Genomic DNA, 18,983 nt, shown 5'->3' on the forward strand with positions numbered 1-18,983 from the left:
GCGCGGAGCGTGAAAACGCACTCGGAACACACCTACGGGGCGATGTCTCCCGGACTGCGGGACACCCGAACGGTTCAAGGCGTCCGAACGGGTGTCACCCGAACCGCCTAAAAGGCTCTGGCCGGCCGGGGCAACCCCCGACCGGCCAGAGCGTGGTACGTCGATCAGTCCGCCCGCATCAGTCCGCTGAGCGGTTCCCCGACTTGCCCTTCACCTTCACCACGTCGGCCCTGTCGCCGGTCGCGTTGTGGTGGTGCAGGAGCAGCAGGCTGTCCGCGCCGTCGGCGGCCAGCGCCGCGGCGTCGCGGTTGACCACCAGCGCGGTGCCCGGGCGCGCCTGGTAGGAGAGCGCGGCGTCGCCGCCGCCCTGCACCCACAGGCCCGGCTTGAGCGGGTCGAACGACAGCCGGCTCGGGATCGAGTCCACGAGGCCGTCGCTCGCGCCCGGCGCCAGGTAGAACCCGGCCACGCCCACCTGGTACGAGATCCGCGAGGTGTCCGCCGAGGCGTCGATGCCGAGCGCCGAGAGCAGCACCGGCAGCACCACCACGTTGGTGTCGAACACGTTGGTGTCGACGTCGCCGAACTGGCCGTTGACGCCCTGGATGTCGACCGTGGCGCCCGTGCTCAGGTCCACCGTGGTCGCGACCAGCAGGTCGGTGTCGGTCAGCTTGGTCGCGAAGACCTCGTAGTCGTGCACGCCGTCACCGTTGGTGTCGATGTCGACGAACGGCACCGTGTTGCTGCCCAGGTTGTACCAGTTGCCCCAGGTGGCGATGCCGAACGCGAGCAGCGCCTCGTCCGGGTTGCCCTGGAGCTTGGCCAGCGGCGCGGTGGACGCGGCGCCGACGTAGCGCAGGTCGCCGCCCTTGGCCGTGTCGTTGAGCACGCAGTTGGTGGTGACGTTGCGGCGGCACTCCGGCAGCCTCGGCGAGGAGGCCTGGAGCTCCAGCGCGCTGACCAGCGACTGGTAGGCGCCCTGGTTGAGGCCCTTGCCGGTCAGGTTCAGCACCGCCTGGCCGCTGTTGCCGGCCTTCACGCTGCTCGGCGCGTTGATGTCGGCCACCGGCTTCGGCGCCGAGTACACCGGCACGCGCAGCGCGACGGAGGAGCCCGCCTTCGGGGTCAGGACCACGCGGCCCGACGCGTCGGCCAGGAACTGGCGCGGCACGTCCAGGTGCAGCGGCTCGATCGTCGGGTCGACGGTCTTGCGCAGCGCCTTCGGGTCGTCGATCTTCAGCGTGACCTTGACCCGGGCGACGCCGCGCGGGGACACCCGCACGGTGTTCGCCGACAGCTCGTAGCGCACGCCCGGCATCTGGGTCAGGGCCTCGTAGCCGACGGTGTAGTCGACCCACTTGGTGGACTTGTTGACCACCTTGATCGTCTTGGTCAGCGACACCGGCTCGGCCACCTCGACCACGCCGAAGGACGCGGAGACCGCGCCCGGGGCGTCCTCGACGAAGGCCAGCACCTGGTTCTCGACCGCGGCCTTGCCGTCGACGCGGCCCGAGCCGACGCGGTTGGGGGCGTAGGTCTCGCCGTCGGCCTTGACGTCGGAGCCCGCGGAGTTCATCACCGCGGCCTTGACCTCGGCCGGCGTCCAGTCCGGGTGGACCTGGCGGACCAGCGCCGCGACGCCGGCCACGTGCGGGGCCGCCATCGAGGTGCCGGAGTTGACGAACGCCTTGCTGCCCGAGCCGACGAGCGCCGAGGTGATGGTGTCACCGGGGGCCGCCACGTCCGGCTTCACGGCCGGGCCGCGCACGCCGCGCGAGGTGAACGAGCTGGGCGTGTCGGTGATCGACGGGTCGTAGGTCGGCAGCGAGGTCGCCAGGTCGCCGCCGAAGCGGACGACGAGGGTGCCCGCGTCCACGGCCGGGCGCAGCTGCGCGGTGGCCGTGCCGGTCAGCTGGAGCACCGGGATCACGGCGTTGCCCGCGATGCCGGCGTTGAAGTGCTCCAGCCGCGAGGTGAACAGCGCGCCGATCGCGCCGGCGTTGGAGGCGTTGTTGGCGCGGCCGGCCGAGCCGCAACGGCGCGTGGCGTCGTTGTCGTCCCACTCCAGCCACGCGACCTTGCCCGCCACGGCGGCCCTGTCGGCGGCCGAGAACGGCAGGCAGCCGTCGGGGTTGGCCGGGTCGCTCAGCTTCACGACCTGGCCGGTGGTGCTCACGCCTTCGAGGTTGAAGCTCTGGCTGTACTGGCCGGGCTTCGGGCCCGCCAGGTTCGCCGGGGCGGTCACCTCGACCGCGTCGCGCAGCACGTACGCGTCGCGGGTGCTGGCCACGGTCAGCGCCTCAGGGGTGCTGCCCGGCGAGCCGCCGATGTCGTACAGGTCGCCGCCGTTGCCCGCCGAGAAGACGGTGAGCACGCCGGAGGCGTTGAGCTTGCGGACGAACAGGCTGTCGGGGTCGTCCGGCGCGCCGTAGTCGGAGCCCAGGGACAGGTTGACCACGTCGAGGTGGTCGGAGAAGTCGCCGTCGCCGTCGGGGTCGAGGGACCAGTCCAGGGCCTGCGCGGTGACGTTGGTCGAGCCGTCGCAGCCGAAGACCTTCAGCGCGTACAGCAGGGCCTTGGGCGCGGTGCCGGGGCCGATGCGCATCGCGTCGAGGGACTCGGGGGTGAGCTTGGTGTAGTCGCCCTTGAAGGTGCTGCCGTCGGCGTTGACGCCGAAGCCCGCCGCGGTGCCGGCGACGTGCGAGCCGTGGCCGTTGCAGTCGAGCGGGTTGGGGTCCGGCTTGGGGGTGTTGAGCGCGGGGTCGTCGCTGCCGCCGTCGTAGGCGTTGCCGACGAAGTCGTAACCGCCGACGACCTTGGCGGTCGGGAAGTACGAGGCGTCGACCTTCGTCTCGTCGATGGCCTCGAACGCCTCGATGGTGCCGGGGCCGTCGAAGTCGCTGTGGGTGTAGTCGATGCCCGTGTCGATGATGCCGACGCGGGTGTCGTCACCGAGCTTGCCGTACTGCTGCCACGCCTTGAGCGTGTTGGTCAGCTGCACGGCGCTGGAGTTCTGGCGGGTCTTCGGCACCACGGTGCGGATGGACTTCACGTCCGCGCGCTGCGCCAGTTCCTTCACCTTGGCCGCGTCGGCCTGGACGACCACGCCGGGCACGCCGTTGGCGGTCCGGTACAGCTCCTTGGTGGCGCGGTCCCGGCCCTTGAGGTCGCCGACCACGCGGTCGACGACCTTGCCGGTGTCGTTCTTGGTGGCCTTGGCGGCCTCCTTGGCCTGCTGCTTGCTCGCGCCCTGGTTGGTCTTCTCCGCGTAGGCGTCGACGGCGGGCTTGGCCTCCAGCTCGACGAACGCGGTGACGCGGCCCTTGGCGGCGGTCAGCCGCTGGGAGACCTTCAACTGCAACTTGCCGGCGTCCAGCCCGCGCGCGGCGGCGACGGACGGCGCCGGCGGATCTTCCGCCGCCAGTGCCGTGCCGGTGGACGCCACGAGGAGGATCGTGGCGAACAGCGGTACGGCTGATCTGGCGAAAACGCGAGATCGGCTCACAACGTGCCCCAACCGAGGTCGGATTCGACCGGGCGGGCGGCGTCGCGACGTTTTCAAGGGGACAGCAGCCCGCGTGGTGCCGTGCCCTCTACGGCACCGGTCAACCTCGTGGGAGGGAACCTAATCCCTCGATCGTGTCGATCAATTAGACCGAACGAGTGACGACACCCACAGATTTGACAATCAACGGTTAACTGGAACGCCGCCGGGACCTGCGACGATATACATCGACAGGTCCCGACGGCGTTAACCCGTTTCGGGGATGTCCTTCTCGGGGATCAGTCGAAGTTGACCGAGCGCACCGTGCGGGCGCCGACGGCCGCGCCGATCGGGTCGAGCACGGCGGCGTCCACCGGGCGGTCCACGCGCAGCAGCATGAACGCGTCCTGGCCGTCCTTGGTCTGGCTGATCTGCGCGGCCTCGACGTTCACGCCCGCCTCGCCCAGCAGGGTGCCGACGGTGCCCATGACACCCGGCCGGTCCGGGTACTCCAGCAGCAGCACGTTGCCCTCGGCGCGCAGGTCGAAACCGCGGCCGTTGACGCCGACCAGCTTCTGCACCTGGTCGAGACCGGTGAGCGTGCCCGAGACGGTGATGACCGCGCCGTCCGCCTGCACCGCGCGCACGGTGAGCAGGCTGCGGTGGTTCGCGCTCTCCGCCTCCTTCACCAGCTCCACCTGCACGCCCAGCGAGCCGGCCAGCGCCGGCGCGTTGACGAAGGTGACCTGCTCCTCGACCACGCTGGAGAACACGCCGCGCAGCGCCGCCAGCGGCAGCACCGCGACGTCCTCGTTGGACAGCTCGCCGCGCACCTCGACCGTGACCGAGGTCGGCGCCTTGGCGGACAGGGCCGCCACGACGGTGCCCAGCTTCTGCGCCAGCGGCAGGTACGGGCGGACCTCCTCGCCGACCACGCCGCCGCCCTGCACGTTCACCGCGTCCGGCACGAAGTCGCCGGCCAGGGCCAGCAGGACCGACTTGGCCACGTCCGTGCCCGCGCGGTCCTGCGCCTCGGTGGTGGACGCGCCCAGGTGCGGCGTGACGACCACGTTCGGGACGCCGAACAGCGGGCTCTCGGTGGTCGGCTCGGTGGAGAACACGTCGATGCCGGCGCCGCCGACCTGGCCCTCCTTGACCGCCTCGGCCAGCGCCTCCTCGTCGACCAGGCCGCCGCGGGCGGCGTTGACGATGATGACGCCGCGCTTGGCCTTGGCCAGCTGCTCGGCGCCGATCAGGCCCTTGGTCTCCGGGGTCTTCGGCAGGTGGATCGAGACGAAGTCGGAGCGCTCCAGCAGCTCCTCCAGCGTGACCAGCTCGATGCCGAGCTGGGCGGCGCGGGCGGCCGACACGTACGGGTCGTAGGCGATGACCGTGGTGCCGAAGGCGGCGATGCGGGCCGCGAACAGCTGGCCGATCTTGCCGAGGCCCACCACGCCGACGGTCTTGCCGTTGACCTCGACGCCGTTGAACTTGCTGCGCTTCCACTGGTGGTCCTGGAGCGTGGCGTGCGCGGCCGGGATCTGGCGGGCCGTGGCGAGCAGCAGGGCGACGGCGTGCTCGGCGGCGCTGACGATGTTGGAGGTCGGCGCGTTGACCACCATCACGCCGCGCTCGGTGGCGGCGGGCACCTCGACGTTGTCCAGGCCCACGCCCGCGCGGGCGACGACCTTCAGCTTCGTGGTCGCCCTGAGGACCTCGGCGTCGACCTTGGTGGCGGAGCGGACCAGGAGGGCGTCGGCGTCGGCGACGGCTTCGAGCAGCGCGGGACGGTCGGTGCCGTCGACGTGGCGCACCTCGATGCCTTCGCCGAAGACGTCGAGAACGGACGGTGCGAGCTTCTCGGCGATCAGGACAACGGGCTTGGTCACGGACGTCGCTCCCAGCGGTCTTGGTCTGGTGGGGAGCGCGGGGCCGTGTCGTTGCCGGTCGTCACCCGCGCCGGCCGGCCACGGCAATGTGTCCGGGTTGTTAACGAGCATAGTCAGCCGACCCGCCGGCGAGAACGGCGGGTCCCCCGTTTCACCTGCTGGAACGCGGTACGCACGTCCCGTTTAGACCGGCACCCCCACCGCGCCCGGACCAACCCGGGATGTCCGACCGGAGGACACGCGGTGCCGGACCGGAGGACACGCGACGTCCGACCGGAGGACACGCGGAACCCGAACCCGAAAACCCGGCGTGTCCTCCACTCCGGCATCGCGTGTCGTCCACTGGGGCATCGCGTGTCGTCCACTGGGGCATCGCGTGTCGTGCACTGGGGCATCGCGAGTCGTGCGGTGGGGTCGCGAGTCGTGCGCTGGAGACCGCCGGGGCCGCGTGCTCGGTGGTTCTACTCGGCCCAGGGCTCGTCGAACTCGCCGTCCTTGACGCCGAGGATGAAGGCCTCCCACTCGGGCGGGGTGAAGACCAGGACCGGGCCCTCGGGGTGGGCGGAGTTGCGCATCGCCGTGTAGGTCACGCCGTCGGCGTGCTCGACGAACGCGATCTCGACGTGCTCCTCCTCGTCCTCCGCGCCCTCGTCGCTGCGGATCCACTCGACGCCCGTGAGATCGAGGTTGCCCCGGACGTGGGCCTTGTCGTCGTAGATCGGCGCACTGTCGGTCATGGGGCCTAGATATACCGGGGCCCGCGGTCGAAACCACGGGCCCCGGTGAAAAAACCGCTGGTATTACGCCGTTTCGGTGATGGGGCGGTCGACCCACGACATGAGGCCGCGCAGCTTCTTGCCGACCTCCTCGATCGGGTGCTGCTCGCCCTCCTGCTGCAACTTCTTGTAGTTGCCGCGGCCGGCGTCGTCCTCGTTCACCCACTCCGTGGCGAAGGTGCCGTCCTGGATCTCGCCCAGGATCTTGCGCATCTCGTCCTTGACCGCGGGCGTGATCACGCGCGGGCCGCGGGTCAGGTCGCCGAACTCGGCGGTGTCGGAGATCGAGTAGCGCATCCGCGCGATGCCGCCCTCGTACATGAGGTCGACGATGAGCTTCAGCTCGTGGAGGCACTCGAAGTAGGCCACCTCGGGCGCGTAGCCCGCCTCGGTCAGCACCTCGAAACCGGCCTGCACCAGCGCCGACGCGCCACCGCAGAGCACCGCCTGCTCACCGAACAGGTCGGTCTCGGTCTCCTCCTTGAACGTCGTCTTGATGACGCCCGCCCGGGTGCCGCCGATGCCCTTGGCGTAGGCCAGCGCGAGCGCCTGGGCGTTGCCGGTCGCGTCCTGCTCGATCGCGATCAGCGCGGGCACGCCCTTGCCGTCCACGAACTGCCGCCGCACCAGGTGACCCGGGCCCTTCGGGGCGACCATGGCCACGTCCACGTTGGACGGCGCCTCGATCAGGCCGTAGCGGATGTTGAAGCCGTGGCCGAAGAACAGCGCGTCGCCGTCCTTGAGGTTCGGCGCGATGTCCTGCGCGTAGATGTGCCGCTGCGCGGTGTCCGGCGCCAGGACCATGATCACGTCGGCCTCGGCCGCCGCCTCGGCGTTGCTCAGGACCCGCAGGCCCTCCTCCTCGGCCTTGGCCGCGGACTTCGAGCCCTCGCGCAGGCCGATGCGCACGTCCACGCCCGAGTCGCGCAGGCTCAGCGCGTGCGCGTGACCCTGGCTGCCGTAGCCGATGACCGCGACCTTGCGCCCCTGGATGATGCTCAGGTCGGCATCGTCGTCGTAGAAGATCTCGACGCTCACTGGTTGGTACTCCCTTTCCTACAGCGGGTTTCAGCGCACCGCGGTCGCGGTGATGGAACGGGCGCCACGGCCGATGGCGACCATGCCGGACTGGACGATCTCGCGGAGCCCGTAGGGCTCCAGCATCCGCAACAGCGCGTCGAGCTTGTCAGACGTGCCGGTGGCCTCGACGGTGACCGCCTCCGGGGAGACGTCGACGACCTTCGCGCGGAACAGCTGCACCGTTTCGAGGACCTGGCTGCGCACCGTCGCGTCGGCGCGCACCTTGACGAGCAGGAGCTGCCGCTGCACCGAGGCGGAGGTCTCCAGCTCGACGATCTTGATGACGTTGATGAGCTTGTTGAGCTGCTTGGTGACCTGCTCCAGCGGCAGCTCGTCGACCGAGACGACGATGGTCATGCGGGAGATGTCGGGGTGCTCGGTGCGGCCGACGGCGAGCGACTCGATGTTGAAGCCGCGCCGCGAGAACAGGCCCGCCACGCGGGCGAGGACGCCGGGCTTGTCCTCGACCAGAACGCTCAGGGTGTGCTTCGTCATCATCAGTCAGTCCTAGACGTCGTCTTCGTCGTGGCAACTCTCGCCCGTCGGGCGGCGGGCGCTACACATCGTCTTCGTCGAACAGCGGGCGGATGCCCCGCGCGGCCATGATCTCGCTGTTGCCGGTGCCGGCCGCGACCATGGGCCACACCTGGGCGTCCTTGCCGACCACGAAGTCGATGACGACCGGCCGGTCGTCGATGCCCATGGCCTGCTCGATGACCGCGTCGACCTGCTCCCTCGACTCGGCGCGCAGCCCGGCGCAGCCCATGGCCTCGGCCAGCATCTTGAAGTCGGGGATGCGGTGCTTGTGCGTGCCCAGGTCGGTGTTGGAGTACCGCTCGCCGTAGAACAGGGTCTGCCACTGGCGGACCATGCCCAGGTTGCCGTTGTTGATCACCGCGACCTTGATCGGGATGTTCTCGATGGCGCAGGTGGCCAGCTCCTGGTTGGTCATCTGGAAGCAGCCGTCGCCGTCGATGGCCCACACCTGCACGCCCGGCACGCCCGCCTTGGCGCCCATCGCGGCCGGCACCGCGTAGCCCATCGTGCCCAGGCCGCCGGAGTTGATCCAGGTGCGCGGCGACTCGTACTTCACGAACTGCGCGGCCCACATCTGGTGCTGGCCGACGCCCGCGGTGAACAGGGTGTCCGGCGGGGTCAGCACGCCGATCCGCTCGATCACGTACTGCGGTGACAGCGTGCCGTCGTCCGGCCAGTCGTAGCCCACCGGGAACGTCTCGCGCCACGTGTCCAGCTGCGCCCACCACGGCGCCAGGTCGACCACGCGCTGGGAGTTCTCCTTCTCCACCCGGACGGCCTCGACCAGGTCGCTGATGATCTCCTTGCAGTCGCCGACGATCGGCACGTCCGCGCGGCGGTTCTTGGAGATCTCGGCGGGGTCGATGTCGGCGTGCACGACCTGCGCGTCCGGCGCGAACGTGGACAGCTGGCCGGTGACCCGGTCGTCGAACCGCGCGCCCAGCGCGACCAGCAGGTCGGACGCCTGCATGGCGGCGACCGCGGCGACCGTGCCGTGCATCCCGGGCATGCCCAGGTGCTGCGGGTGCGAGTCGGGGAACGCGCCGCGCGCCATCAGCGTGGTCACCACCGGGATGCCGGTGGACTCGGCGAGCGCCATCAGCTCGTTCGACGCCTCGGCCTTGATGACGCCGCCGCCGACGTAGAGGACGGGCCTGCGGGCGGCGGCGATCAGCTTCGCGGCCTCGCGCACCTGCTTGCCGTGCGGCCGGGTCGTCGGCCGGTAGCCGGGCAGGCGCAGCTCCGGCGGCCAGGAGAACGAGGTCATCTCCTGGAGCACGTCCTTGGGGATGTCCACCAGGACGGGACCGGGGCGGCCGGTGGCCGCCAGGTGGAACGCCTCCGCGATCGCGCGCGGGATGTCGGCGGCGTCGGTGACCAGGAAGTTGTGCTTGGTGATCGGCATGGTGATGCCGCAGATGTCCGCTTCCTGGAACGCGTCGGTGCCGATCAGCGGGCGGGACTGCTGGCCGGTGATGGCGACCACCGGGACGGAGTCCATGTTGGCGTCGGCCAGCGGCGTGACCAGGTTCGTCGCGCCGGGGCCCGAGGTGGCCATGCAGACGCCGACCTTGCCCGTGGCCTGGGCGTACCCGGTGGCGGCGTGGCCCGCGCCCTGCTCGTGGCGGACGAGCACGTGGCGCACCTTGGTGGAGTCGAGGAGCGGGTCGTAAGCAGGCAGGATCGTGCCGCCGGGGATGCCGAAGACCACCTCGCAGCCGACCGCTTCGAGGGAGCGGACGAGCGACTGGGCGCCGGTCACGCGGACCGGGGCGCCGCTCGGCGGGGCCGGTTTCGGCCGGGGTCCGGGGCGGGGCGACGACTCGCCGGGAGCCGGTCGCGAGGTTGCGCTGGTCATCTTCTGCCTCGTGGTTAAGGGTGCACGGTCCGGGCACGAAAAAACCCTCGCCAACCCGGACGGGTGGGACGAGGGTCGCGCGTCGACGCAAACTCGGACTGCCTAGGCGTCGACGCGCCTGGGAAGTACGAGGACGAGGTTGCGCTGCATGGCCCTGACGTTAACCGTCAAGCCCGGCGAGCGTCAACTGTGCGGGACGGCACTCCCGGATGGTGGAAACGCGGACGGGGGCACCGGGGCGGCCCGAAGGCGCCGAAAGGCGAGGTGGGACCATCGGGAAGTGCAGAAAGTCGTGTTCCGCATCCCCACCCCCGCCCTGCTCGCCGCGGGCCTCGCCCTCATCTGCGTGACGCCGGTGGCGTGGGCCGCGCCCGGTCTCCAGGCGCTCTACCTGCTGCCGCTGGCCTTCGCGCTGTGGGTGGTGCGCAACCGGACCGCGGTGGACGGCGAGCGGATCGTGGCGCGGAGCACGTTCGGCAAGCGCGTGCTGCCGTGGACGGACGTGAAGGCCATCAAAGTTGACCCGAAGGGGTGGTTGTCGGCGGTGCTGGAGGACGACTCCCTCGTGCGGCTGCCCGCCGTGCGGGTCGGGCACCTGCCGGCGTTGTCGGCGGTCAGCGGCGGTCGGGTGGCCGACCCGACCGCGGTGGCGGCGACGCCGGAGGTCGAGGTCGAGGACGTGGCCGAGGGTGTGGCCGAGGGCGTCGCGCCTGACCAGGAGGCAACGCCCCCGCCCGTAAAGTCCGAGGAGTGAGCCAGAACACCACCCGCGAGCTGGGCCGGGTGCCGGTGGCCGGCCTGCTGCTGTCCCTGGCCGGCCTGGCCGTCTCGACCTACCTCACGGTCGCCCACTTCCGGCAGGGCGCCCTGCTGTGCGCCGAGGGCGAGGTCATCGACTGCGGCACGGTCACCACCAGTGACCAGTCCGAGCTGCTGGGCGTCCCGGTCGCCGTGCTCGGCCTCGCGTTCTTCGCGTTCCTGACCGTCGCCACCCTGCCGTTCGCGTGGCGGGTGGAGGCGCTGCACTGGGCGCGGCTGGCGGCGGCGGGCGTGGGCGTGCTGTTCGTCGTCTACCTGGTGGCCGCCGAGTTCCTGCTGATCGGGAAGATCTGCCTGTGGTGCACCGCCGTGCACGTCATCACACTCGCGCTCGCGGCTGTGCTGGTCACGGGGGCGTTGCGACGGAGTAGCCTCTAAGGCACCGCTCCCACCACCGGCGCCCACCCCCGCGCCGTTCGCGAACAGCTTCCACGCAGACTTCCTGGAGGAGCCGTGCCACCGCTCCGTTCCCGCACCACGACCCACGGCCGCAACGCCGCGGGCGCTCGCTCGCTGTGGCGTGCGACCGGCATGACCGACTCGGACTTCGGCAAGCCCATCGTGGCCATCGCCAACTCCTACACGCAGTTCGTGCCCGGTCACGTGCACCTCCGCGACCTCGGGGACATCGTGGCGGAGGCGATCCGCGAGGCGGGCGGCGTGCCGCGCGAGTTCCACACCATCGCGGTCGACGACGGCATCGCCATGGGCCACAGCGGCATGCTCTACTCGCTGCCCTCGCGCGAGATCATCGCCGACTCCGTCGAGTACATGGTCAACGCGCACCAGGCCGACGCGATCGTGTGCATCTCCAACTGCGACAAGATCACCCCGGGCATGCTCAACGCCGCCATGCGGCTCAACATCCCGGTCGTGTTCGTCTCCGGCGGGCCGATGGAGGCGGGCAAGGCGGTCGTGGTGGACGGCGTCGCCGTCGCGCCGACCGACCTGATCACCGCCATCTCGGCGTCCGCCTCGCCGGACGTCGACGACGCCGGCCTGGCCGAGGTGGAGCGCTCGGCGTGCCCGACCTGCGGCTCGTGCTCGGGCATGTTCACCGCGAACTCCATGAACTGCCTCACCGAGGCGCTGGGCCTGGCGCTGCCCGGCAACGGCTCCACGCTGGCCACGCACGCCGCGCGCCGCGACCTGTTCTCGCGGGCCGGCCGCACCGTGGTCGAGCTGTGCCGGGCGTACTACGACAACGACGACGAGTCGGTGCTGCCGCGCTCGATCGCCAACCGCCAGGCGTTCGAGAACGCCATGGCGCTGGACATGGCGATGGGCGGCTCCACCAACACCGTCCTGCACGTCCTCGCCGCCGCGCAGGAGGGCGAGGTCGACTTCACGCTGGACGACATCGACAGGCTGAGCAAGCGCGTGCCGTGCCTGGCGAAGGTGTCGCCGAACTCGGACTACCACATGGAGGACGTCCACCGGGCCGGCGGCATCCCGGCCCTGCTGGGCGAGCTGTGGCGGGCCGGCCTGCTCAACGAGGGCGTGCGCACCGTGCACAGCCCCGACATGGCGTCGTGGCTGTCGCAGTGGGACGTGCGCGCCGCCGACCCGTCGCCGGAGGCGGTCGAGCTGTTCCACGCCGCGCCCGGCGGCGTGCGCACCACGCAGGCGTTCTCCACCTCGAACCGCTGGTCGAGGCTCGACACGGACGCGGCGGGCGGCTGCATCCGCGACGTCGAGCACGCCTACACCAGGGACGGCGGCCTGGCCGTGCTGCGCGGCAACCTGTCCGAGCGCGGCGCGATCATCAAGGCCGCGGGCGTCGAGGAGGAGCTGTGGCGCTTCGAGGGGCCGGCCCGCGTGGTCGAGTCCCAGGAGGAAGCGGTCTCGGTGATCCTGAAGAAGGAGATCCAGCCCGGTGACGTGCTCGTGGTCCGCTACGAGGGGCCGGCGGGCGGTCCGGGCATGCAGGAGATGCTGCACCCGACCGCGTTCCTCAAGGGCGCCGGCCTGGGCAAGAAGTGCGCCCTGATCACCGACGGCCGGTTCTCCGGCGGCACGTCCGGCCTGTCCATCGGGCACGTCTCGCCGGAGGCGGCGGGCGGCGGCCTGATCGGCCTGGTCGAGGACGGCGACCGCATCCTGATCGACGTGCACGAGCGGCGGTTGGAGCTGCTGGTCGACGAGGCGGTGCTGGCCGAGCGGCGGGCGAAGATGGACGCCTCGGAGCGGCCGTGGCAGCCGGTGGACCGGGTGCGGCCGGTCACCTCGGCGCTGCGCGCGTACGCCCGGATGGCCACCGACGCGTCCACCGGCGCGGTGCGGGACGTGAACAAGTAGGTCGCTTTTGGTTCGTTTGGCCGGTTTCGAGGACCGGTCGGCGGGTTCCCGTCGGCCGGTCCTCGCCGTTCAGGGCCTGTTCCCCCGGTCGGGCAGGTCAGCGGAACACGTACAGGGTCGCCGTGGTGGCCCCGGCCGCGAGGACCAGGCACAGGAAACCCGACACCAACGGGTGACGGAACCAGGCGCGGTTGTAGTCGAGCGCCGCCCGGCCCGGTCCGGCGAACAGCAGGCCGAACGCCATCGCCGCGTACGCGACCTCCAGCTCCACGCCGTTGGGCGCGAAGAACCCGCCCCGGAACTTGAGCGCAACGACGTTCGCCATCACCCCCAGCACCCCGGCCGCCGCCAGCGGCGTGAACAGGCCCAGGACCAGCAGGCCGCCGCCCGCCAGCTCGGTGACGCCGGTGACCCACGCCAGGATCCGCGCCTCCCGGAACCCCGCCGCCTGGAGGTACCGCTCGAACCCGTCGATGCCCGGCCCGCCGAACAGGCCGAACACCTTCTGGAGCCCGTGCGCGACGAACGCGCCGCCCAGCGCCAGGCGCAGCACGAGCAGGCCCAGGTCGGCGCTGCCGCTCCACCCGAACGGCTTGCGCTCGTCCTCGTCGTCGTAGTGCGCGGGCTCCGGGTCCAGGTCGGCGACCGGCGTGTACCCGGTCGTGTCGAAGCTCTGGGTGTCCTTGTCGAAGACGTCCCTGCCGGAGGCGTCCTCGCGGAAGGCGTCCTCGCGGAAGGCGTCCCGACCGAACGACCGGGTGCCGTCGTCGAAGTGGTGCGCCCCTCCGGTCGGGTAGGACCCTGCGCCGGAGTAGCCGCCCGAAGCACCGGAGCGGTCGTCGTGAGTAGCCACGCACCCGCACGTTAGGAGGTTCGGCCGACCACCGCGAGCGTCCGTTCCGCAGCCCGCGTTAGGCCGAACGGGTTAATAATCTCCCCTGACCAGGTTGGCGGGCTCCTCACCGCGCGCGAACCTGGCCACCTCGGAGGCGACGACCGCGTAGGCACGCTCGGCGTGACCCGTGCAGCTGCCCGCCACGTGGGGGGTGAGGAACAGGCCGGGCGCGGACCACAGCGGGTGGTCGGCGGGCAGCGGTTCCGGGTCGGTCACGTCCAGCGCCGCCCGCAACCGGCCCGAGACGAGTTCGGGCAGCAGCGCGTCGGTGTCGACCACGGGCCCGCGCGCGGCGTTGACCAGGATCGCGCCGTCCCTCATCCGGGACAGGAACTTCGCGTCGACCATCCCGGTGGTCTCCGCGGTCAGCGGCACCACGACCAGCACCGCGTCGAAACCGCCCAGCAGGTCGGGCAGCTCGTCCACGCCGCGCACACCGGGCCGGGCGGTGCGGCCGACCATGGTCGCGGTCGCCCCGAACGGCTCCAACCGGCGGCGGAACTGCTCACCGAGGTCGCCCGCACCGACCACGAGCACCTCCTTGTCCTGCAACGTCTCCGTCCGGTGGTAGTCCCAGCGCCGCTCCTGCCGGGCCCGCTCGAACACCGGGAAGTCCCGGTAGACGGCGAGCAGCGCGCCGATCGCCCACTCCGCCGTGCTGCCGCCGTGCGCGCCGCGGCAGGTCGACAGCAGCACCCCGTCGGGCACCACCCCGATGAACCGCTCGGCGCCCGCCGACAGCAGTTGGACCAGCTTGAGCGCCGGCAGCTGGGCGAACACCTCGGTCGGGTCGGTGCCCTGGAGGAACTTCGGCACCAGCACCTCGGCACGCGCGGCCTCGTCCGGCAGCGGGTGGCCGGGCTCGTAGCGGACGGGCCGGACGCCCTCCACCTCGGACAGCGCGCGAACACCCAGGTCGTCGGGCACCAGCACGGTCAACTCGTTGTCGGTCCCACGGTGGAGCAGCGTCACACCAGGCACGTTACGGCACGTCGGCTCCCCTCGACCGCCCTCTCGTGGCCACGCACCTCCCCCCTCTTCCTCGCTCTCCCGGTCGTTCGCCTCTCCTGGCGGTTCACCTGTGGGCTCTCCGGGTCACTCACCTCGCGTTCACGAGCGCGCACCTAGGCTGGGTGGCGTGTCGCGACTGCGTGGAGTGCTGATCGGTTCGGCCCTGGGCCTGCTGGCCTCGGGCTGCGCGAGCTTCCCCGAGCAGCCCGCACCGGCGGAGTGGAGCGCGGCCCAGCAGCTGACGCCGCAGGCGGGGCCGCGCCCCGAACTGCCCGGCGAGCTGCCGCGCAGCCCCCAGGACCAGCAACCAGGCCAGTCGGCGACGCCCGTGCCCCCGCCGGAGGGTTGCAAGGACTTCAGCCCGGCCGTGGTCGCGACGTGCCTGGACCCGCTGTCCGGCGTGGCGCTGATCGACGTGAACCAGTCCACCGGTGTGGTGACAGCCCTGGCGACCGAACGGGCGACCGGCAGGTTGCTGCGCGTGACCAAGGACGTGGACCCGGTCGAACTGGCGCGGTTCGACGTGGACGCCACCACCGGCGGCGGGCTGACCGGCCTGACCCTGTCGCCGACCTACTCCGAGGACCAGCTGGTCTACGTCTACGTGACGACCGCCACCGACAACCGGGTGATGCGGGTGGCGCCGGGCGACGTGCCGAAACCGGTGCTGACCGGCATCCCCAAGGGCCCGTCGGGCAACCGGGGCGTCCTCGCCCACGACAGCACCGGCGCGCTGTTGGTCGCGACCGGCGACGCGGGCAACCCGGCGCTGGCCGCCGACCCGAACTCGCCGGCCGGGAAGGTCCTCCGCATCGACGGCTCCGGCCAACCGGCGCGCGGCAACCCGACGGCGGGATCCCGGGTGCTGACCGGCGGCCTGCGCTCACCCGGCGGCCTCTGCGTGTCGGGCGACGGCACGAAGACCTGGGTGACCGACGCCGGCACGTCAGCCGACCTGCTCTACCGCGTGGAAGCCGGCAAGCCCCTGGGCGACCCGGCGTGGTCCTGGCCCGAACGCCCCGGCGTGGGCGGGTGCGCGGCGATGACGGACGTGGTGTGGCTGGCGACGTCCGCGACACCGGGCACCCTCTCCCTGCCGATGAGCCCCGACGGCAGCTTCACCGGCAAGCCGGAAGCGGCGATGGACGGCGAGGACGGCTTCGGGCGGCTCGGTCCGATGGTGGCGCTGGACGACCAGACCGCGCTGGTGGGCACCGTGAACAAGGCCCCCGGCGGCTCACCGGTGTCCAGCGACGACCGGGTGGCGATCCTCGTGCGCCAAACGGGCGGCGGCAACGGCGGCCGGGACTGACCCGACAAGGGTCGAGCCAGGACTGGCCGGCAGGGTCGAGTTGGCAGGGGTCGAGCCGGGTCTGGGCCGGCAGGGTCAAGCCGGCAGGGTCGAGCCGGCGGCAGGAGTCGAGCCGGGACTGGGCTAGCAGGGTCAAGCCGGCAGGGTCGAGCCGGCGGCAGGAGTCGAGCCAGGACTGGGCCGGCAGGGGTTGAGCTGAACAGGGCTCGGGCTCGGCAGGGATCGGGCTGGCGGAGATCGGGCTGGCGGAGATCGAGCCGGCAGGGGCCGAGCCGGCAGAGGTCGAAGTGGTGGTGCGGGGGTCGGTGTGGTTGTGGTCGGCGGCTCCATTTCATTTCCAACCGATGATCGGTGACGGTGTTTTCGTACATTTTCGGGCCATCTTCACCCGAAAGTGCGGGGCGGGCATGTGCCGGGACGGCTGGTGGGAGCCGTTCTGGCTGCGGGTTGTGCAAGATCATTGTGCCGTGCGGTAGATGGCGTCGGCCACCTGCCGGTACAACCCTTTCGGGTGGTCTCGGAACAGGGGTTCCGTGCCGAACAGCACTGCCCTCGTCCCGCGTGGTGATGTGCCGGCCACCACTGCGGCTTGTCCTTCCGCCTCTCCCTGTCCGCCGGAGCCGTCCGGGCGGGTCGTCCAGTGCCCGGCCACCAAGCTTCCGTAGCGCTGCACCACCTCGACGCCCGGCCCCGGGTCGGTGAACCAGTGCGGGGCGTACACGAACGTGTGGGATTGGTGGCCCTTCGGGTCTTTCACCTCCACCACTCCGTTCGCGTCTTCTTTGCCCGCCACCGCCCGGACCGGGAGCACGCCCGTGTCCGCGGCGAAACGGGCGCCGGTCGCGCCCCTGGTCACCACGCCGCCCCGGGAGAGGAACGCGTCGACCCCCGCCCGCGCCTCCTGGTCCAGTTGGTCGTACCTCAACCCCGACGACACGAACAGGACGTCCACGCGCGACAGGTCGAAGCCGTCGTTGAGCAGGGTGGTCGACACCGGCCGGACGTTGAAACCCATGTCGCGCAGTGCTTTCAGCTCGTCGGCCGCCACCGCCGCGGCCACGGCCACCGGGCGCAGCGGGGTTCCTCCCGGCCTCCCGGGGGTGAACCGCACGCCGTGGCGGTCGGCCACCTCCTCCACGGTCGCGCGGGCCGCCGCCGGCGCCACGATCGTGCCGTCGTCGTGCCGCCGGAGCTCGACGCCGTGGCCCAGGAGGTCGTTCGCGGCCGCGGCGTCCTCGCCGTCCACGAGGGTGAGGGCGAAGCCGGCCGCGGAGGTGGCGGGCACCGATCCGGTGGGTGACGCGGCGACCACGTCGCGGCCCGGCACGTCCAGCCGACCCGAGCGGACCACGTCCACGGACGCCCCCCACAGCAGTCGGTGGCTCCACGCCGAGATGTCGTACATCGTCGGCACGTCGGCGGAGAGGTCCCGTCCTCTTTCCAGCATCACGTTGGCCAGCGCGCGCTTCGGCTGGCGCATGTCCACCACGTACGTCCCGACCGGGTAGCGGTGACCACTGAGCGTGAAGGAGTGGTCGGCACGTTTCACCCGTACGTCGTGCGCCACCAGGTGATCCACCAGCCTCGCGGAGGCGGGGCCGGAGCGCTGCCGGTCCCCTGCCGGGATGACGTACGCGCGCGGGAACTCGGTGGTGTACCTGTCCTCCGGCCCGAAGCCCGGCACGATCCCGTCCGGCACGTGCCGCTGCGGCTCGCCCGCCGCCCCTCTCCGGAACACCTCGACCTGGTTGTCCACCATCGACGCCCGGTTGTCGCGCGCGTACGACAACGCGCCGCGGATGGTCGCCTCGACGACGTCGGTGTTGATGCCGGAGCGCCGCCGCAGCTCGGTCACCGGCTGTGAGTCGTAGTCACCCCGGTTCACCCTCATGGGTATCTCGATCGTGTAGGACACGGCGCCGTGGTACATCGCGTACTGGGCGGTGTAGATCGGCGCCCAGCCGTCCCACACGCCCGGTTCGTAGTCGCGGAACGGGATCTCGGGACGTGCCGCCTCGGGGTGGCCGAGGGCCCGCACGGCCTGCTCCATGCGCAGCGCGCCCGCGTAACCGTGCTCGATGTAGAGGTCGAAGTCGTAGTTCTGGCCGTGCGGCGGCGTGGTCGGCTCGATCAGCGTGTTCTCCACGTACCCGTGCTGGTCGAGCACCAGCACGGGCTGGACGCGCCGCACGAGGTCCCGCATCACCCGCGACTCGGGCTGCGACGAGGTCACGAAGTCCCGGTTCAGGTCGAACCCGTTCGCGTTGGCGCGCGTCCCGGCCACGCGCCCGTCCGGGTTCGCGGTGAGGTTGACGTGCACGCGGTGGCGGTTGAGGAGCTCCAGCGCCCACCGGTCGCGGGTGAGGCCCAGGTCCTCGACCACGCGCAGGGCGCCGTCGGTGCCCTCCCACTCGTCGCCGTGGATGTTGGCGTTGATCCAGATGGGCGCCTTGTAGGCGTGGCGGAGCAGGACGTCGCGGCTCGCGGCCGCCGGGTTGTCCTCGATCTTCTCGCGCCACGCGTCCTGGCGCCGCGCCTCGGCCGGGGTCTCGGGCGCGGTGAGGGTCACCAGGTAGAGGTCGCGGCCCGCGGCGGACTGGCCGACCACCTCGACGGAGATGCGGTCGCTGCGGCGCTGGAGGTCGTTCAGGCGCGGCGCGAGCGAGTGGTACGGCGCGAGGCCGAGCTTGATCGACCTGTCGGTGGGGTGCTCGGGGAACTCGCGCAGCAGCGTGCGGCGCGGGTAGCCCTGGACGGCCTCGGGCCGGTTCTCGCCCCGCGCGGCGGTGGTGGCCGGGGGCAGGTCGACGGCGGCGACCAGGTGGCGCTCCGGGCCGTTGCCCGGTTCGCCGCCCCGGCCGACCGGGGGCGCGGCGGTGGCGGGTGTGGTCATCGTGGCCAGCAACACCACCGTCAGCAGCAGCAGCAGCAGTGAGCGCACCGAGCCCTCCGATCACCGGGGAAATTCACCTCCTCCCTGGGTAGTGGGTGGGCGCTTCGCCGGTCAACCGTTCGAAAGGCTGG

The 18,983-nt window shown here is 71.5% G+C and carries 13 protein-coding genes; 4 read left to right on the forward strand and 9 right to left on the reverse strand.

Features of this window, described 5'->3' with window-relative positions; all coding sequences use genetic code 11:
* Positions 1–178: 178 nt before the first annotated feature.
* From ABD223_RS07920 to ABD223_RS07945, 6 genes are all read right to left on the reverse strand, one after another.
* Positions 179–3,505, reverse strand: a complete 3,327-nt coding sequence (locus tag ABD223_RS07920) for a S8 family serine peptidase (RefSeq protein WP_344035277.1) — start codon at positions 3,503–3,505, stop codon at positions 179–181.
* Positions 3,506–3,783: 278 nt separating this feature from the next.
* Positions 3,784–5,373, reverse strand: a complete 1,590-nt coding sequence (serA, locus tag ABD223_RS07925) for a phosphoglycerate dehydrogenase (RefSeq protein WP_344035278.1) — start codon at positions 5,371–5,373, stop codon at positions 3,784–3,786.
* Between the two features lie 461 nt (positions 5,374–5,834).
* A complete protein-coding gene (locus ABD223_RS07930; RefSeq protein ID WP_344035279.1) occupies positions 5,835–6,110 on the reverse strand; it encodes a DUF397 domain-containing protein in 276 nt (91 codons plus the stop codon).
* Between the two features lie 63 nt (positions 6,111–6,173).
* The gene (ilvC, locus tag ABD223_RS07935; RefSeq protein WP_344035280.1) at positions 6,174–7,187 is read right to left on the reverse strand and encodes a ketol-acid reductoisomerase; all 1,014 of its coding nucleotides are present in this window, start codon (positions 7,185–7,187) and stop codon (positions 6,174–6,176) included.
* Positions 7,188–7,217: 30 nt separating this feature from the next.
* Complete coding sequence (gene ilvN / locus ABD223_RS07940) at positions 7,218–7,724, reverse strand: acetolactate synthase small subunit (protein ID WP_344035392.1); 507 nt, start codon at positions 7,722–7,724, stop codon at positions 7,218–7,220.
* A 61-nt stretch (positions 7,725–7,785) separates the two neighbouring features.
* Positions 7,786–9,624 (reverse strand): acetolactate synthase large subunit, encoded by a 1,839-nt coding sequence (locus tag ABD223_RS07945; RefSeq protein WP_344035281.1) that lies wholly within the window; start codon positions 9,622–9,624, stop codon positions 7,786–7,788.
* Positions 9,625–9,904: 280 nt separating this feature from the next.
* Here ABD223_RS07945 and ABD223_RS07950 point away from each other — a divergent pair, with 280 nt between their 5' ends.
* The 3 genes from ABD223_RS07950 to ilvD all read left to right on the forward strand — a co-directional run bounded on the left by ABD223_RS07950 (position 9,905) and on the right by ilvD (position 12,741).
* Positions 9,905–10,378: a PH domain-containing protein gene (locus ABD223_RS07950; protein ID WP_344035282.1), complete on the forward strand. Its 474-nt coding sequence runs from the start codon at positions 9,905–9,907 to the stop codon at positions 10,376–10,378.
* Positions 10,375–10,821 (forward strand): vitamin K epoxide reductase family protein, encoded by a 447-nt coding sequence (locus tag ABD223_RS07955; RefSeq protein ID WP_344035284.1) that lies wholly within the window; start codon positions 10,375–10,377, stop codon positions 10,819–10,821. Before ABD223_RS07950 ends, ABD223_RS07955 begins: the two co-directional genes overlap by 4 nt.
* 75 nt (positions 10,822–10,896) lie before the next feature.
* On the forward strand, positions 10,897–12,741 hold the full coding sequence (gene ilvD, locus ABD223_RS07960; protein ID WP_344035285.1) for a dihydroxy-acid dehydratase: 1,845 nt from the start codon (positions 10,897–10,899) through the stop codon (positions 12,739–12,741).
* A 97-nt stretch (positions 12,742–12,838) separates the two neighbouring features.
* Here the strand turns inward: ilvD and ABD223_RS07965 are convergent, their stop codons facing one another.
* Both ABD223_RS07965 and ABD223_RS07970 read right to left on the reverse strand, forming a co-directional pair.
* Complete coding sequence (locus ABD223_RS07965; RefSeq protein WP_344035286.1) at positions 12,839–13,594, reverse strand: DoxX family protein; 756 nt, start codon at positions 13,592–13,594, stop codon at positions 12,839–12,841.
* Between the two features lie 72 nt (positions 13,595–13,666).
* On the reverse strand, positions 13,667–14,608 hold the full coding sequence (locus tag ABD223_RS07970; RefSeq protein WP_380645709.1) for a 2-hydroxyacid dehydrogenase: 942 nt from the start codon (positions 14,606–14,608) through the stop codon (positions 13,667–13,669).
* Positions 14,609–14,774: 166 nt separating this feature from the next.
* Here ABD223_RS07970 and ABD223_RS07975 point away from each other — a divergent pair, with 166 nt between their 5' ends.
* Positions 14,775–15,959 carry a PQQ-dependent sugar dehydrogenase gene (locus ABD223_RS07975; RefSeq protein WP_344035287.1) on the forward strand — a complete coding sequence of 395 codons (1,185 nt, stop codon included), beginning with the start codon at positions 14,775–14,777 and terminating at the stop codon, positions 15,957–15,959.
* Between the two features lie 457 nt (positions 15,960–16,416).
* On the opposite strand, the gene ABD223_RS07980 is transcribed toward ABD223_RS07975, so the two are convergent.
* A complete protein-coding gene (locus ABD223_RS07980) occupies positions 16,417–18,900 on the reverse strand; it encodes a M14 family zinc carboxypeptidase (protein ID WP_344035288.1) in 2,484 nt (827 codons plus the stop codon).
* Positions 18,901–18,983 lie beyond the last annotated feature (83 nt).

The organism is Saccharothrix xinjiangensis (assembly GCF_039527585.1).
GTDB lineage: Bacteria > Actinomycetota > Actinomycetes > Mycobacteriales > Pseudonocardiaceae > Actinosynnema > Actinosynnema xinjiangensis.

Bases quoted from the DNA above. Each gene is read 5' to 3' on its own strand.
- ilvN (WP_344035392.1), bottom strand. From the start codon at position 7,724: ATGACGAAGCACACCCTGAGCGTTCTGGTCGAGGACAAGCCCGGCGTC.
- ABD223_RS07930 (WP_344035279.1), bottom strand. From the start codon at position 6,110: ATGACCGACAGTGCGCCGATCTACGACGACAAGGCCCACGTCCGGGGC.
- ABD223_RS07945 (WP_344035281.1), bottom strand. From the start codon at position 9,624: ATGACCAGCGCAACCTCGCGACCGGCTCCCGGCGAGTCGTCGCCCCGC.